This window comes from Desulfoluna butyratoxydans, assembly GCF_900699765.1.
Classification (GTDB): Bacteria; Desulfobacterota; Desulfobacteria; order Desulfobacterales; family Desulfolunaceae; genus Desulfoluna; species Desulfoluna butyratoxydans.
Genome location: NZ_CAADHO010000001.1, coordinates 17070 through 31964 on the forward strand (window position 1 = coordinate 17070; position 14895 = coordinate 31964).

Here is a 14895-nt window from a genome sequence, read left to right on the forward strand (position 1 = left end):
GAATGAGTAAAAAAGAGAGGGAAGACATCTCAAAATATGAATCTGCTTTTCACGGGCCTATTTTTTTTACTATTTTAGAGAGCTGTTCTACTCTTGCCGCAACATTACCTGTAATTCTCACGAAGTTAACACTATGTTGCTCCAATAACCTCAGAGCCATAGCATCAACGTCCTTTTGATATTCCAGATCTTCAGGTCTAACTCCATCATTAACCAATCCAAATTCAATTGGAAAATAAACATACAAATCATAATTCTCTTTTTCCAGCAGCCAGACATTTTCCAACATTTCAATTAAAGAATCTGGAATGAAAGGCCTTGGAAGGCGTCTGTTTACTTTTGCATATGTCACGGTGTCCAAAATTGTACGGTCACTTATAAGGATATCATACTGAACATTTTTATATAAAAATTCGCTCTTTAGTTGTTCGTTTACATAGTTAATATAGGAATCAACATTTGCATCCATACCTAAAGGATAACCATTTGAAATAATGGTCCGCGCTACTTCTGTAATTGACACCACCTTACCATCATAAATCCGGCTAAACTCATGAAGAAGGGTCGTCTTACCTGTAGAATGTGCACCAGTGAATGCTATTTTCATAATATCAAGTCTCTTCTTCGAAAAAGATTCGCTTCATCCGTAAGGCTCCTTCATCTTGAGAATCTTTTGCCTCACAAATCACAACAGGATTTACCCCATACGTTTTTAGAACTTCAACAAACGGCCTTGCACGAGGATAATATACATCTATGTCATCGTTTGAATCGAATAATAGCATCTGAGGATTACGGACAGTATCTGAGAACGACTTATGACCATCCTCACCATTCGAATCAACACCAACTGGATACATATGAAAATGGCACTCATGTAAAACTTCATGCCCTAATTCTTCAATTATTCGCTCAAAGACCTTTGCAACATCTTTATTGGTTTTTAGAGACCCACCTTCACGGGCATGCAAATGTGCTAAATCCAAACATGGCCGAGCAAAAGATACTTCTTTACATATTCGAATAATTTCATCCAGAGACCCCAATTGATTTATTTTACCAGCAATCTCAGGATAAACTCTAATCTTATCGATAGGCAACTCATCTTTTAACTCATTTAGCTTTAGTATCAACTGGTCAAGAGATTTAGAACGATCCAAATCTGAATCACCCGGAAAATGTCCTGGATGAAAAATAATTCTCTTAGAACCTATGAACTCGGCCAGTTCATACATTTGCTTGACTCTTTCCTGAGATCTCTTAACAACTTCAGGGTCTGCACTTGCTAATGTTATATAATACGGAGCATGCAAAGATATCCCGACACCAAACTCCTTAGCCTTGGCTCGGTACAACTCTGCCTGTTCTTTCTTCATTTTTACGCCGTATGTATTTTGAAGTTCGATCCAATCTAAGCCCAGCTCACTTAGCCACTCAAAAATATTCTCCCGATTCTTCTTGAGTCTGTGCTTTTTAAAATTTGGCGGAAAGCCAGCAACACCAAACTTTGGTTTTTGATCATGCATATAACAACTCGTCATAATGTGTTGTGTAATTATCGTTTTCCATTCTCTTGATTTTTTTTACAATATAACTGCTACAACACCATCCAGCCCAGAGGGATTGAACGTAACCACGCGAGATACCGGCAGCATCACCAATTACAAATAAATTTTCACAAGAGGTTTCAAAGGAACGGGTCGTTTCAACATAGGGATTATACCGATCTATGGAAGGTAATACGACTCTATACTGAGAGTAGTCACCTTCTAAATAATTATGTTTAAAGCATTGCTCGATGAAATATGAAACAGCCTCTATTGTTTCAGAAAACTCAGCATAAAAGGGGCCTTTCAATATAAGCGATTTATACTTTAAAAAATCATTTACAGACATATCATTTAAGCTTTTATCAGACAAAGCCTGACAATACCGAAGAGCTGTTTCAACTCCAACTCTTTTAGAATTTCTCTCCATTATACCAAAATTTACACTGTCGGTAATTTCACTACCGAAGCATCCATCATAATAGCTTACATTATCAACCGCTATATTAGTGAGTTCACCTCCAGAACAGACACAGAATGTTCGCAGTAAGCTGTTATTTTTTTGGAGCTTCAATTTTACATCATCGCCGCCAGTGGCGAAGCTTTCGGAGGTGGCTTTACCTGATTCTATCCTTATTCCCAAATCGGGCGATTGGTCACGCACATTAACCCGAAATTCTTTCAATAAATTATTTATAGACTGAGAACTTACTCGACCTGTAGCAAGAATTACCTGCTTCGCCTCAACTACTTTTTCTTGGGAAGGAAACAAAATTCTGAAGCCGGAATTAGTTCGCTCTATGGATTCAAGCTTATGTTCAGGGTAAATTTTAACACCAAACTCTTCACATTCTTCAACTAAACCATTTATAAAACACGCCATATCGTCTTTTAACAATAAGGCAGTATTATACTTTTTCTCAATCAATTCATCATTTACTGAAAAATAACCGACATTGTATTGTAATTTTGACTGAACACTTTTACTGAAAGGTAAATGTTTAATAAACTCGTCCCATGTGCTTAATTCACCGGAAGTCTTTTCCCAAACTTTACTACTGGCGGGCCTATTACAAAGTTTGCCACCATCTAAAGTACCTGCGCCTCCAATCCCCTCTAATCTTACATTATTCTGAGAATACTGTGTCAAGAGCCTTTTATTATATGAATAACCTTGTTCAAATAGACCTATAGTGTAGTTAGTATATTTACTTAAAATCATGGCGGAAAACAACCCGCTTAAGCCACCGCCAATAATTGCTATATCGAAATGATATTCCATTAGATTAATCCTCGATTATCATGTGCAACCCATAGTCTATGATAAAGTAGACCTTAAATATATAGAACCGAAACAGTGGAATTAAGAATTAAACCTAATTAGCAATTATAAAAACCTAATTAGGTAATTACACCAAGCTATTTCTTTTTTAAAGTTTCAGAAAAAGCTTCTTGGTCGACTTTCAAAATAGCAAGCTGATGTGACAAATCATTTATTGCCGCCTCGTATTGCGTTAATTGTTTCTCTATATTGGCCTTATTATCATTAAAAGCATTGAGCCGACTTACATATCTCCCGTAAAAGCCTAACCCCAAAATACATACTATCAAACTAATTATCGCAACAATAAAAGATGCTCTTTCCCAAACCTCGCTTTTTATGTTTTTCTCTATACGATTGAAGTTTTCGTCAATTTTTTTACTGACATACTCGTAGGCTTTGTTTTTGTACTCATTGTCATTTAAAAATTTGGAATAAAAAAAACTCAACCCTCCATGTTCTGGTAATGAGCATTCCCCATGACCATCTGAAAAGAATCTTACATCGGAAATACCGGTACCATTACAACACTTATTTTTCGCTGGGTTATACTTATTAAAATGTTTATTTTCAATATTCTTCTTGATCCCCCTATACACCTCAGGATCACATATAGTTTGGCATGAAGAATAATAAAATTCTATAGTGGCCACCGGAGATTTATAATTTAAAGAAACATCTCCACTCGTATTATTAAAAAGGTAACAGAATAATTTGCCATTATATCCTGGTTCAACCTGAGTGGCCTGCTGGCTGACCAACCCCTTCCGTACCATAGACAGTTTTAAGTCAAATCGTCCTGTAATGATCAATTTTGATTCCATTACAATAGAACAGCAATCAACATCCTCATGCAATTGAACAAATGCGCACCCAAAAGGCGGAATAGTTAACACACCTTTTTTATCTAAATATTGACGTTTAAAATGAGGTTCAATTTCATCATCACACTCATTTAAATTGTCGCCGATAAATATCGCTTCCCAAGTTTTTTTTTCTTCTGAGTATATATAATGTCCTTCCCCAAGGCGCAAATCATAAGAAGCGTCTTGCAAACATTCCCCTTTACACTCTTCAAAATCTTCACATTTAATAATTTTATGTTTTTCTATCTCTCTACCTACTAATAGTCCTGATCTATTGCCAGAGCAGCTTGATGATCCGGAGCAATCTATACCACACGAACAGTCAATAGTACTCGCGCAATTCGTTCGTATACAATTAAATTCTGTTTCCAAGCCCTTATCCTTTAAGACGTCTTCACCCCGATTTCTATCTTGGTTTTGTTTTTTACCTGACGTTTTTTTGGCAGTGCCGCGCCTCTTCTTATTTCGTGCCATAATCTACTTGATTTCATCTTTAGTTTTTTATGAAAAAAAGAACCACTGTAACGCACTAAAATACAGATATAATTTACTTATCAAGAACGACAAAATTAACACAAATTTTAGTCTAAAGATCGTTACTATACAGCCTTACGACTTTTTTCATTTTGTACTTTTCGGATCCCTGTTAGCATTCTAACTCTTCCCATAGACCATATACCTAAACTCAACAATTTATCAACAGTATTCATTTCAGACAAAAACCCATGAACCAAGCTAAAGCCCGGATACATGGGTTAATTCTCATCACACAGGGAACGCAACCACTCCATTCCGCGTGTGCTTTCGCGTTGAGTTTTGTGGCTACATCCTCTCCGAACTATTTTCCCCGGCAAACAACCTCCTGAATTCCGAATGCTTCGGGATCGCCTCCGCATACACCACCTCGTTTCCAGGTAAAGAATCAAACAGGCGATTGAAAAAAGTTCTCCGGTTCTCCCAGCCCATCACATCCAACACCTGTTGAATGAGTTTACGGGCGGCCACGCGCTCTTCTTTGCACTCGGCCTTGAGGTGGAGGTAACAGGCAGTGGCAAAGGAGTCACAGCACATAGAGCCGACGTCTTCATTGGTCTGTTTCATCTCGTGAAATACGGTCCACAGTTTCTTTGTACACACAGGTTTCAATTGGGCCTCCTTGGGCTGATCCATATTTTGGGGGGTGGCATATCGGGAATGACCGAATGACCGAATGTTTTTCTGTAACAGCCTGTAACGATGAATGATAGTCGTGAAACCCAGACCGAATGTTTTCCGAATGTCACCGAATGTTTTTCTTTCTATTCTTTATATATATAATAAAATCAATAATATAAAAATTCGGTCCATTCGAAAATAATTCGGTTTTGCCCCACCCAAACATTCGCACGGCATTCGGCAAACATTCGGTCAAAATTCGGTCACCCTTTGGATTCAATCGGCTGTTATAAAACAGGATTCAAAGATTCATTCGATTCATTCGGTCCTTCCGGACCCACCCACCCCAACCTAAACCCCATAGGGTTTGCGTGTTAAAAGCCCCAAAAGGGGCCTTAATCTATCCTTGGAATACGAAGCATTGAATGCTCCGCTTTTTGTGGCGACTGTACACGTTGCCGGACTTAATGAAGGGGTGCTGCATGCTCGCCTTCAGCTCCTCCTGCAAGCGCTGCATGTCCATGGGAATGGGCTGTTTAAAATCCACACAAGCGGCCCTGAACTCCTGGAGGTTGATGGCGATGAGTTCCTTCTTCGCCGAATGGTCCAGCCAACCGGCCCGGCTGTCCATCATGTCCTTCTCCCAGATCTCTTCATTCATGTACTGAAACGTCTTCCAGAACTGAGAAACGATGCCCTTCTCCTCTTGGAGAAGATCCTCCCGCTCCTTGGCCCTGCCGATGAGGTAGTCTGTCAACTGGCTGGAAAGCTCTTCTGTCATGTCCGGAAAGAGCACACGAAGGCCTTCACCCAGGGCGGCCACCAGGCAATGGCAAAAGGCGACCCGGTTGCTGAGCCCCTGGTTATCAAAGCGAGGCTTCAGGCGGTCGAAGGCTTCATAGGTTCGGGCAAGGATCTGGTGTTCGTTTTTGAGGGCTGCCCCCAGAAAACCACTGAACGCTTCCACTGGACGTGCCGGCAGCTCTTCGGCCAGGGCTTTGTTTTCCGGGCGGTGGTGTTCATCGGTCATATGACAATGGACGATTCGGGAAAGGGTTGCTTCATGGCCATCCACCCGATGGTTCTGGGATGCGATGAGAGCCCCCAGAAAAGCCTGTTCGTAAATGTCGTTGCCTTTGGTGGGCAAACCTATGGCGCCGGTTCCCCGGCCATTGAACAGATCTTTCAAGGCATCAAAGTTGTACTGCTGTTGGTTGTTGTCCCTGCCGTCGCCATAGTCGGTTTCCAGGAGGCTGGTGGGAAGATTGGAGAGCTGGTTGAATTTTCGGCGCACGGCCTTGGGGTTGTCCTTCCTCGGGTTGAACCCTTCGTAATCGTCGCGGCCACTGCACTTCCAGAGCAACTGGAGCATATCGGATTTGCCCGTGTCTTTCTGGCCGGACACTTCAAAGAAAGGATAGCGACGATACTTCTTGCGGATCTGCTGAACAAAAAGCGAACCCAACCACCAGGAGAGACAAGAGAGCCCCTGCCAACTGTAAACACGAAAGTACTCGGGAAACCATGAAGGGTTGAACTCCTGGCCGGTCTGGATCCGCACACCGGAGCGAAGTGAACTCCGGAGCCCCAGGCCGCCGATTTTGAAATACCCATGCTCGTTCACCGGGATCTCCCGTCCTTTATAGTAGGCGTGATCCTGGAAGATGTAGGCCCCGGTTTCGGCATGGTAGCCAAGGTAAGGAATGGTGGAGACGGTATCCGGCTCCCGGCCAACAGGATCGAGCCACCCCCGGCGCATGTATTGAAACTCGTATTCGGTGGCTTTGAATTCCACGCCCCTGGCCCCGGTGAGCATGGTGGCCGCGAAAGCTTCCACCTTGACCAGGGAGTTTCCGTTGAACTCCTTCAGGTCCACCCTGTTGCTGTTCTTGTACTTGATTCGAAACACATACCGGTACTGATCCATCTCCTCATCATCAATGATGTACACCAGCTCCGGCACGGCGTTGCTGATCTGGTCCTGGGCAGTGTGCTCTTTAAATGCCTCGTACCCCTTCGGGCTGGCCAGATCCAAGCCATTCTCTTTAATGAGGGTATCCAGGGAGCTGCTCACCTCAAAGCGGTACAGTCCGTTTCCGAACTCCACTATAAAGCGCCTTTGGGTCTGCTCTTTCTGGAACATGTGCCACGCTTTTTCACCGGGAGAGTTGGACATAAAAAGCCGCCCCCGATAAAGGCAGGCATCAATGAACGGTTCATCTATCCGCCCTTTCTGGAACAGGTCGTTCCAGTCTTCTTTTCCCTCCGGAGGAAGGGCCACCTCCACATGCTCGCCCATGCCCTTCAGGCGCAGGTAATGTTTACGCGCGGCATTCTTCCCTGCCTTGTCGTTGTCAAAGGCAAGAACCCAAACCACGCCACGCTTGTGGGTGCTCTTGATAAGACGCTCCGGAAAGTTCCCCGATGCCATGGCCGCCGCTGACTTTTCACCGGCATGCATAAAGGCCATGGCATCAAAAATCCCCTCGGTGATGAAACACCGGTCGCCCTGCTCAAGCACCTGCCCCGGTGGCACCCAGGCCAAGCCCCGGTACCTGCCGCCGAAGTTTGCCTTGCGGCCATCAGAGCCGATGCGCACAAGGCGCTCCCAATAGATCGAACCGTCACCATTCAACGGGAACCGAATGGAGGTGATCCATTGGCTCCCGTCCTTCCACTGATACTGCCGGTACCATCCCCGGATACGATCCAGTTCAAAGCCCCGGCCTTCATGGAGGTACGCATCCGCGGTGGCATTGGGATTTTCCCGTGTGGGCGGGAACCGCTTCTCGTAGTTTTCAAAGAGGTGAGGAAGCAGCTCCTTGGCCGTCCAGCTCATGCCGCAGTTGTTCGCCCGTCCGCAGGCAATGCGAAAGGGTTTCTCTTTGCTGACGTACAGCTCTTTCTTGCCGCAGTTGGGGCAGATGCCGTACCGGAGATAACCTCCCTGCTCTTTGAATTGAAAACGGGCATCCTGCCTGAGGGCCGCGACGATCTCCTGGGCCCGGTTGTTCGAGGTGTGGCAATCATACATGGGAGGCTCCTTTCTGCAGCTGGGTCATGGTAAAAGCCTCAATGTCCCTATCGCTATACATACCGAACCTCCATCCCTTCACGCTTCAATGCTTCTTCAATCAGATAAAAGGCCAGCTGGGTTTTTTCATCCTGGTCCATGGATGGGAAAATAACAGAAAGGGCATGGCCACAAGCGGCCACCTGGGCATGGTTTTTTACATGCCGTGCGTTTCTGACCCCGGCATTCCGAAACATAGGCACCAGCTCGTCATAGACTGTGAAGTAGGCTTCAAGAATTTCCGTTTTGTTTTGTGCCACAACCTCCTGAAGTCCCCCAACCTTGGCGGCAGTTTGGCGATCAAGAAAATTCGCAAAAAACTGGGAGCCCTGATTGTGGTGATCCGTCACTGTATGACAGTGAACAACGCGAGCAAGGAAAGCAGGACTTTGAAATTTCGATACGTCCAGAACAAACACAATGCCCCCCTTTACCATCCGGTCATCGTTGGAGTGGCAACCATCATAAAAGAGCTTGAGATCATCTATCCTCTTCCTCCTGGCGTGTTTCCCTTTCTCTCCTGCCTCCTCCTCGGCATCGAGCAAAACAATGGGCATGCTTGACGCCTGCGTAAAAACCCGTCGCTGATTCGATACTGAAGCATTAAACAGATCAAAGCCCAGGTACTCATCTTGCCCCATAAGCTTCCAACAGAATTCGAGCATTGCATACCTGCCGGAACCGGGCTCTCCGGTAAGCTCAAAAAAAGGGAAGCTGTGCTGTTTCTTTCGGATCTCTTCCGCAACAAGGCTTCCCATCCAAAAACCCAAAAAGGAAAGCCCCTGCCAATGGAACGTTTCAATGAAAGTCTCAAACCAAAATGTGGAAAACTCGTGTTCCTCTGCCTTAAACATAACGCCCCTCCGTCCCGATCCGTTTGATGCACTCTTGAATATCCGCGCCCCACTTCTCTGTGAGCCAGTCAATGTCTGAAGAGGTCAACGTCTCCCCCCTGTCTACAACTCCCACAAGGTAATCAATAATGGCCGAACCCCGCTCCAGGGTGGCCTGGATCTCTTTCACCGTGTCCACTTCGTATGTAATCTGTTTGTGCATTTGAACTCCCTTAAACCGTGCCGATGGCAGTGGCTCTCACCCCGACAAACATCGGCCCACATTCAATTAATTTTTCTTTTGAGCAAGGCGAATTTCCAAAGCGATGATTATCAATCCTCCATGCCTCATTTCATAAACATGATGAGCGTCCACAACGTCATCGCAACCATCACGCATCGAATACTCAAATGGGTCCAACTCCCTGATCAAGCGCCCGGCTGGAACCCAATAGTCGTCCAATTGCATGACTCTGGCTTCCACCAGCTGCCCTTCAAGATGTCGTGGGTACGGGCTGTCACCCGCGATGTAAATTTCTCTTGGCTCAAGTTGCATTACCGGCATCCTCCTTCGCATCAATCCGGGCCTGATAATCAGCCATGACGGCGTCCCTCTCTTCTTTCGTATGAAAGGCCAAAATCCCGGAGTCGTCCCCAAGGGGAAGCCAGCCATTGCCAGAATTGATCTCAATGAGAAACGCGCCCTTGAACCCAGACTCATCTCCCACTAATCGTGCGGCTCGTCTCAGTCTTGGCTTGGTTGCCATGTCCTGATCCTCCTACGCATAAATTGTTTGTAGTTTGGCGATCTCGGTCTTGATGGCCAGGTACAATCCGGCAAATGCCTGAAGAGCTTCCCAGGTCTCCTTCTCGCACTCGGCCAGCCTTGCGTTGTCCATGCCGCCGTCGTCACTGAGGCCATCGGCCAAAACCTTGATGGCTTCTGCTGACTCCTTGGCGGTGGAAGCGCAGTATTGCATCCAGCTTACGGGGCTGATCTCGCCCTCGTCTTCGGGGATGGGCAGGCTGATCCGGTTGAAATAGCGGTTCACCTCGTCCAGGCTGGTGAGGTTCCCGGTCTCCTCCAGGACCACCATCCAGTCCAGGAGGCCCAGCTTGTTGGTGCGGCGCCCCACGGAGTGGGGATCCACATCCGCATAAAGGGTCTGGGGCCGAACCGACAACCGGTTGGCCAGCAGCTTGACCCCATGGTCTTTAACATCCCGTTGAACGCCCCTTAAAAGCTCAATGAATTCCGGTCTATACATGATTCACCTCTTCACATTCCTGTTATCTATTCGATTTAAAAGTGCAATCCTGGCTTAACAGCCAGCCCGCCACTAAACTTTTTTGCTTGCGCCACTCAACAATTGTGGCAAGATGGGAGCACTTAACAATTTGGCGGCCAAATTTCTGAGGGTTCCGTATTAAGAGTGTTGGCGATCAGCCACCTCAACGGAGAACCTGGATATTTCCCAGCCATGACCTGACTCACCATTGAGCGAGACACGTCTGCTTTATTGGCAAGATCAACAGGGCGAACGCCCACAGCCTTCAAGGCCTTTTTAATTTGATCTTTGGACATGTAGTCTTTGGTCATGACACCCCCGTCTGATCGATTTTGGATATACAAATGTTAAGTAACTGTATTCTTCAACCGGATTTGGATAATTGTCAAGAGGAAAAGTTAAGTATGGATATGATTGTATCTCGTTTACGGACAGTTGTAGGCGTAGTCTGCAACGGCAATGCCCGTGAATTTGCAAGAAAAACCGGCATCCCCTACAGCACATTGCAGGGATACTTTCATAAACGTTTACCCAAAGCTGAGTACCTCGCCCTAATGGCGGAAAACGCAGGGGTGAACATCACATGGCTATTGACCGGTATTGGAGAAATGTTGCTGGATGAGTCCGCAACATCGGGAAAGAATAAAGACGACCTCCAAATGGACCTGGAAGTTCTGCACCGAATTATCAAATGGGTGGAAGAGTGGCTGGACAGGGAAGACAAATTCCTCCCACCGGACAAGAAAGCCCGGTTCATTGCCCTGGCCTATGAATATTTCACGACACCCCGGGAAAGTGGGGACGGCAGGGATGTGAACGATAGCGATATGAACAAGTGGCTTAGGTTGGTCGTGTAGATACCCGGCGTTTCATAGCAGTAACCAATGCGCTTATTGCCACAAATCTAAAATACAAAGGCCCGGCATCCACACAGATGCCGGGCCTTTTTTTGCTTGTACATTCCCCCACAGGTTGCACTATGCCAACACCTGCGCTAAACGGGCATCTCCTGAAATTCAAAGGAGATAAAGCAGGTATTATGAATCACGATGCATTGGAATCGCAGATGGAAGCCCTCGCAACCGAAGCCCAGCCCAACACACCTCCGAAGCGCAGCACACATCAACAGCCCATCGCCCTTGCCCCCGCCATAAGCAAGCGGTGGATTGTAACGCTGATGCTGACCGCCGCTCTTTTCGGTGCCATGATCACAGGGCTCATTTGCCTCACCTCCAGCCCACCGCCTTCTGCACTTATGCAAGCCGTGGGCACGAAACAGGGAGAACCGACAATAGACGTCTTCTTCCTGGGCATTGGCCGTTACCGCAACTAATCAACGGCCAGACAATCAAAAAACAACAAAGCCCATAGGCGCCTGCTGCCATGGGCTTTTTGTGTTGGGCCGAAGGCTGTAAAAAAATGGCCTCAACCATTTGACCTGTTCGGTATATTCCGATAGGTTGAAATTCTCTCACCCCGATAAACATCGGCCCATATCCGGTCCTTCCGGTATGGGCTCTTTGTGTTTGCCCCGGAAGGTTTGACATCAAGCCCAAAGGGGGAGACACCATGCCTCAGATCCGGCCCGCAACCTGCGGACGCAAATCCCATTTACCTGTTGATGAAATCCTTCACCTCCTGGACGAAGGCCACACGCAAACCTACGTGGCCATCCTCTACGGCGTGACCCAGCCCACCATCAGCCGTCTTTTCTCGTCTACCCAGAAAGGCCCGGCCATCAAAAAAATAGATCCGTCCGTCAAGCTCTGCTCGTGCTGCAACAAGCGACAGGTGGCCAAGGGCAATCATACCCTGTGCGCCTGGTGCTTCACCCATGAAGACACCGCGGGCTCCTCCTTTGCAGATCACGCCCTGGCCATTTGACCCCGTCCATACCCAAACCCACTGAAGCAGAACGAGGCAGACACATGACACTTTACCGCGTCCTTCAAATCCGTACCTGTCGCCGGGGTGACTGGCACTCCCACCTGTTTGAAATGAGAAACCCACCCGGGCCCTGGCACCGCATCGATGCCACTGTGCCCGATGCCGAGCACCTGCTGTACTGCCTGAAACATGCCATCCTTGCCGATCCGGATCTGATTGGAGAGACACTGGTATTCGACAACGGCGCCCTGGTGGCCAAGCCCACCAATGACAACGCGCGCCGCCCCTGCGCGATTCTTTCTCAGACTTTCTTGTTTTAGGCTGATACCTCCTCATGTTACGACGGTCCCGACATACACACACTGGTGCATTCAACAGAGGGAATGCAACGGGAGGGCTGTGCATGAAGGGGTCTATTGCAACACGTCAAAAATGTGCGGTCTGCGGCGGCAAGCTGATTCACGATGAACGCCGCCACGGATGCTTCTGCCTGAAGCATCCCGACATGGGGGCCACCAGATTCATCGTGCGGTTTCCCGGCGGGATCTTCGCAAACCATGGAAGCTATGAGTCGGCCGCACAGCACCTCAACTACCTGCGCCATGAAAAGGGAATCCGGCAGGAACGCTTCAACCCGGAGGATTATAAAAAGGAGAGGCCCAACTCCTTCATCTCCCTGGCCCCCAAATACCTTCGCCGAAAAAAAGACCGGTCCAGCTACAAAGACATTGCCCGGATGATCAACCGCGCCTCCACGTTCTTCGGCCCCACAAACGTGCGGGAGATCAACGGGGCCGACATCGAAGACTATCTTTATTCCATCCCGGACATCTCCGAGAAAACCCGCTTCAACCATTGCAGCCAGCTTTCCGATTTCTGGAAGTGGTGCCTTGCCCGTGGCAACATCATCACCCTGGCCGAGATGCCCATCTTTCCTAAAATTGATTTTGAACTCGGCTGGCGCAACTACACGGACTGGGACACCCAGAACAAAGTCATCGAAGCCCTGGAGGAACACCCCAACCCCAAGGTGGCCTTCGGCTGCGACATGCTCCGCACCTACACCGCCATCCGCCCCACGGATCTGCGCAGGCTCACCGAGGACAGCCTGGGCGATGACGGGTGGCTCACCATCAAGAATCCCACCAAGCTCAAAAACAAGTTCAAGCGGATCCACCTCCACCCCGATCACATCGAGGAGTGGAAGCGTCTCCAGGAACGATACCCCGCCCACCCGGACATGCCCTTCTTCAGACACGCCGCCGGCAACGCCCTGGCCAAACCGGACAGCCCCTTCGGCATCCGCTACCTGGCCAAGATGTGGAAGAACGCGGCGGAGTCCATCGGCCTCTTCGGCGTAAGCCTCTACCCCGGGACCAAGCACACCACGGCCACGGAGACAGCAAAACTCCTGGGCCGCGAAGCCGCAAAAAGAGCGTCCGGGTTATCCAACCCGGCCTTTAATCGGTACTGTGATGTGGAGGATGATTCGGCCTATCAGACTGTGGCGACTATCCGCGCCAAGATGCATGGAGAGGTGCTTCCGTTGAAGCGAAAGAAAAGATGAATTTGTGCAAAATTTGTGCAGCCATTTTTTAACATACTGATTTAACACATAAAAAAGCATAGGGTAGCGGGTTCAAGTCCCGTTTCCCGCTCCATAAAAGCTTATAAATTCAGAGATTTACAAAACACTGCACATCTCGGATTTACCCCATACAACAGCCGTAAAGAGGCAACTCTTTACGGCTGTTTTTTTCACAAACGCCCTCCCCTCTCCTACATCACCCCGAGTGCCACCTTGCGAACTCAGGAGCCGGAAAAGCGAATACTCCCACGGGGAATTGTAGGGTGCGCCGTGCGCACCGCATTTTCCGAAAACCGATACGGTTTCGTGTTGCACAAAGCAATGCGGGAGCCGTTACCTACCCGCCGCAGCATCGGTTGGGTGGAGGATTTTGTCAAATGTGTAGGTGCGCCCCCCTATACGCACGACCCCCTATACGCTATACATCCCTCGTTCAATTGTAGATTGACTACCCTGGAGCGAAAGGACTTAAGTCTCTCAGCTTCTACTTTACAAAAGATATTGCATCACAGTAAATATTAAGTCCTGTTAATTGACAGCACGAGAATAGCATCAGTAATGAGTCCTTTAACAATACAATAAAGAATACACGATTTAAGGATTAAGATGAAAGACGGCGAACACGTCACGATAGAGATCCCTGAAAAAGGTTTAAGATTCAACCCTCTCCTTGTCGTTATTGCCTTATTACTGGTGGCGTTCATTACAACATACTTTGTATTTTTAATAGACCCGTCTTTGAACAATACCACCGATCATTTATCTCTTTTACCAACCCAGGTCTTTTTTACTTTCTTTTGTCCCTTCTATCTTTTTACAGGAGCTGCTTTTTATTGTCTTACCAAAGGGCTTGTATGGAAACTTCAATATGACAATTCGAACGATAATTGGACGTGCATCATATACACGAAACGTCTTCCGCTTGAGTTCAAGACCAACGACATTCAAATGGTTTGGATAAACTGGAAGACCCACGTCTTCCTCAAAAGCGGTCAAAGGGTAACGTTCAAAAACAGTCCTGATATGTTCCAACTCCTGATTGACAAGAGCATCCCACGTACGTGGGGCATGGCTTCACGCACAAGCAACAAGGATGCCTTTGAGAAAGATATCGAAGGAGCTGAAGGTGGATGGTTTTTCAAAGCGATATATTTGAATGATGAGTGATCCAGTAAAGGGGTCACACCTACACATTTGACAAAATGCCCTCTTTCCGGCCTCACAAGGGACGGTGTGTGGCCCCCGATTTTCTTTTAGAAAACACGAAGCTGTTCTGACTTATGTCACGCAGCATCATCGTGTATTGCCGAGTGTGTGGGAAAGGGGCTGTACCTGC

At 47.4% G+C, this 14895-nt stretch carries 18 protein-coding genes; 6 read left to right on the top strand and 12 right to left on the bottom strand.

The window, feature by feature from the left end; genetic code table 11:
- Positions 1-49 precede the first annotated feature (49 nt).
- From MSL71_RS00130 to MSL71_RS00185, 12 genes are all read right to left on the bottom strand, one after another.
- Positions 50-607, bottom strand: a complete 558-nt coding sequence (locus MSL71_RS00130) for an ATP/GTP-binding protein (RefSeq protein WP_180136663.1) — start codon at positions 605-607, stop codon at positions 50-52.
- Positions 608-611: 4 nt separating this feature from the next.
- Complete coding sequence (locus tag MSL71_RS00135) at positions 612-1526, bottom strand: TIM barrel protein (protein WP_180136664.1); 915 nt, start codon at positions 1524-1526, stop codon at positions 612-614.
- Positions 1519-2829 (bottom strand): NAD(P)/FAD-dependent oxidoreductase, encoded by a 1311-nt coding sequence (locus tag MSL71_RS00140; protein ID WP_180136665.1) that lies wholly within the window; start codon positions 2827-2829, stop codon positions 1519-1521. Before MSL71_RS00140 ends, MSL71_RS00135 begins: the two co-directional genes overlap by 8 nt.
- A gap of 137 nt (positions 2830-2966) precedes the next feature.
- On the bottom strand, positions 2967-4208 hold the full coding sequence (locus MSL71_RS00145; protein WP_180136666.1) for a dCTP deaminase domain-containing protein: 1242 nt from the start codon (positions 4206-4208) through the stop codon (positions 2967-2969).
- Between the two features lie 348 nt (positions 4209-4556).
- Entirely contained in the window at positions 4557-4835 is a 279-nt protein-coding gene (locus MSL71_RS00150; RefSeq protein ID WP_180136667.1) for a hypothetical protein, read from the bottom strand.
- Positions 4836-5289: 454 nt separating this feature from the next.
- Positions 5290-7923, bottom strand: a complete 2634-nt coding sequence (locus MSL71_RS00155; protein WP_180136668.1) for a toprim domain-containing protein — start codon at positions 7921-7923, stop codon at positions 5290-5292.
- 53 nt (positions 7924-7976) lie between these two features.
- Positions 7977-8816, bottom strand: coding sequence for a hypothetical protein (locus MSL71_RS00160; protein ID WP_180136669.1), 840 nt, complete (start codon positions 8814-8816; stop codon positions 7977-7979).
- Positions 8809-9018: a hypothetical protein gene (locus tag MSL71_RS00165; RefSeq protein ID WP_180136670.1), complete on the bottom strand. Its 210-nt coding sequence runs from the start codon at positions 9016-9018 to the stop codon at positions 8809-8811. Before MSL71_RS00165 ends, MSL71_RS00160 begins: the two co-directional genes overlap by 8 nt.
- Positions 9019-9084: 66 nt before the next feature.
- On the bottom strand, positions 9085-9351 hold the full coding sequence (locus MSL71_RS00170) for a hypothetical protein (protein ID WP_180136671.1): 267 nt from the start codon (positions 9349-9351) through the stop codon (positions 9085-9087).
- Positions 9341-9562 (bottom strand): hypothetical protein, encoded by a 222-nt coding sequence (locus MSL71_RS00175; RefSeq protein WP_180136672.1) that lies wholly within the window; start codon positions 9560-9562, stop codon positions 9341-9343. The genes MSL71_RS00170 and MSL71_RS00175 overlap by 11 nt, the downstream gene beginning before the upstream one ends.
- 12 nt (positions 9563-9574) lie before the next feature.
- Positions 9575-10063 (bottom strand): phage regulatory CII family protein, encoded by a 489-nt coding sequence (locus tag MSL71_RS00180; protein ID WP_180136673.1) that lies wholly within the window; start codon positions 10061-10063, stop codon positions 9575-9577.
- 122 nt (positions 10064-10185) lie between these two features.
- A complete protein-coding gene (locus MSL71_RS00185) occupies positions 10186-10395 on the bottom strand; it encodes a helix-turn-helix domain-containing protein (protein ID WP_152003928.1) in 210 nt (69 codons plus the stop codon).
- 93 nt (positions 10396-10488) lie between these two features.
- Here MSL71_RS00185 and MSL71_RS00190 point away from each other — a divergent pair, with 93 nt between their 5' ends.
- The 6 genes from MSL71_RS00190 (at position 10489) to MSL71_RS00215 (ending at position 14726) form a co-directional block, all read left to right on the top strand.
- Positions 10489-10941 (top strand): helix-turn-helix domain-containing protein, encoded by a 453-nt coding sequence (locus MSL71_RS00190; protein WP_152003927.1) that lies wholly within the window; start codon positions 10489-10491, stop codon positions 10939-10941.
- 182 nt (positions 10942-11123) lie between these two features.
- Entirely contained in the window at positions 11124-11417 is a 294-nt protein-coding gene (locus MSL71_RS00195; RefSeq protein ID WP_180136674.1) for a hypothetical protein, read from the top strand.
- Between the two features lie 236 nt (positions 11418-11653).
- On the top strand, positions 11654-11968 hold the full coding sequence (locus MSL71_RS00200) for a helix-turn-helix domain-containing protein (RefSeq protein ID WP_180136675.1): 315 nt from the start codon (positions 11654-11656) through the stop codon (positions 11966-11968).
- A 44-nt stretch (positions 11969-12012) separates the two neighbouring features.
- The gene (locus MSL71_RS00205; protein ID WP_180136676.1) at positions 12013-12291 is read left to right on the top strand and encodes a hypothetical protein; all 279 of its coding nucleotides are present in this window, start codon (positions 12013-12015) and stop codon (positions 12289-12291) included.
- A gap of 83 nt (positions 12292-12374) precedes the next feature.
- Positions 12375-13538 (top strand): hypothetical protein, encoded by a 1164-nt coding sequence (locus tag MSL71_RS00210; RefSeq protein ID WP_180136677.1) that lies wholly within the window; start codon positions 12375-12377, stop codon positions 13536-13538.
- A gap of 627 nt (positions 13539-14165) precedes the next feature.
- Complete coding sequence (locus MSL71_RS00215; protein WP_180136678.1) at positions 14166-14726, top strand: hypothetical protein; 561 nt, start codon at positions 14166-14168, stop codon at positions 14724-14726.
- The last annotated feature ends 169 nt before the right edge of the window (positions 14727-14895 follow it).

Coding starts and splice junctions, on each gene's coding strand:
- MSL71_RS00135 (WP_180136664.1), bottom strand. CDS start 1,526: ATGCATGATCAAAAACCAAAGTTTGGTGTTGCTGGCTTTCCGCCAAAT.
- MSL71_RS00130 (WP_180136663.1), bottom strand. CDS start 607: ATGAAAATAGCATTCACTGGTGCACATTCTACAGGTAAGACGACCCTT.
- MSL71_RS00185 (WP_152003928.1), bottom strand. CDS start 10,395: ATGACCAAAGACTACATGTCCAAAGATCAAATTAAAAAGGCCTTGAAG.
- MSL71_RS00195 (WP_180136674.1), top strand. CDS start 11,124: ATGAATCACGATGCATTGGAATCGCAGATGGAAGCCCTCGCAACCGAA.
- MSL71_RS00145 (WP_180136666.1), bottom strand. CDS start 4,208: ATGGCACGAAATAAGAAGAGGCGCGGCACTGCCAAAAAAACGTCAGGT.
- MSL71_RS00205 (WP_180136676.1), top strand. CDS start 12,013: ATGACACTTTACCGCGTCCTTCAAATCCGTACCTGTCGCCGGGGTGAC.
- MSL71_RS00180 (WP_180136673.1), bottom strand. CDS start 10,063: ATGTATAGACCGGAATTCATTGAGCTTTTAAGGGGCGTTCAACGGGAT.
- MSL71_RS00165 (WP_180136670.1), bottom strand. CDS start 9,018: ATGCACAAACAGATTACATACGAAGTGGACACGGTGAAAGAGATCCAG.
- MSL71_RS00200 (WP_180136675.1), top strand. CDS start 11,654: ATGCCTCAGATCCGGCCCGCAACCTGCGGACGCAAATCCCATTTACCT.
- MSL71_RS00140 (WP_180136665.1), bottom strand. CDS start 2,829: ATGGAATATCATTTCGATATAGCAATTATTGGCGGTGGCTTAAGCGGG.
- MSL71_RS00160 (WP_180136669.1), bottom strand. CDS start 8,816: ATGTTTAAGGCAGAGGAACACGAGTTTTCCACATTTTGGTTTGAGACT.
- MSL71_RS00155 (WP_180136668.1), bottom strand. CDS start 7,923: ATGTATGATTGCCACACCTCGAACAACCGGGCCCAGGAGATCGTCGCG.
- MSL71_RS00215 (WP_180136678.1), top strand. CDS start 14,166: ATGAAAGACGGCGAACACGTCACGATAGAGATCCCTGAAAAAGGTTTA.
- MSL71_RS00150 (WP_180136667.1), bottom strand. CDS start 4,835: ATGAAACAGACCAATGAAGACGTCGGCTCTATGTGCTGTGACTCCTTT.
- MSL71_RS00190 (WP_152003927.1), top strand. CDS start 10,489: ATGGATATGATTGTATCTCGTTTACGGACAGTTGTAGGCGTAGTCTGC.
- MSL71_RS00175 (WP_180136672.1), bottom strand. CDS start 9,562: ATGGCAACCAAGCCAAGACTGAGACGAGCCGCACGATTAGTGGGAGAT.
- MSL71_RS00170 (WP_180136671.1), bottom strand. CDS start 9,351: ATGCAACTTGAGCCAAGAGAAATTTACATCGCGGGTGACAGCCCGTAC.
- MSL71_RS00210 (WP_180136677.1), top strand. CDS start 12,375: ATGAAGGGGTCTATTGCAACACGTCAAAAATGTGCGGTCTGCGGCGGC.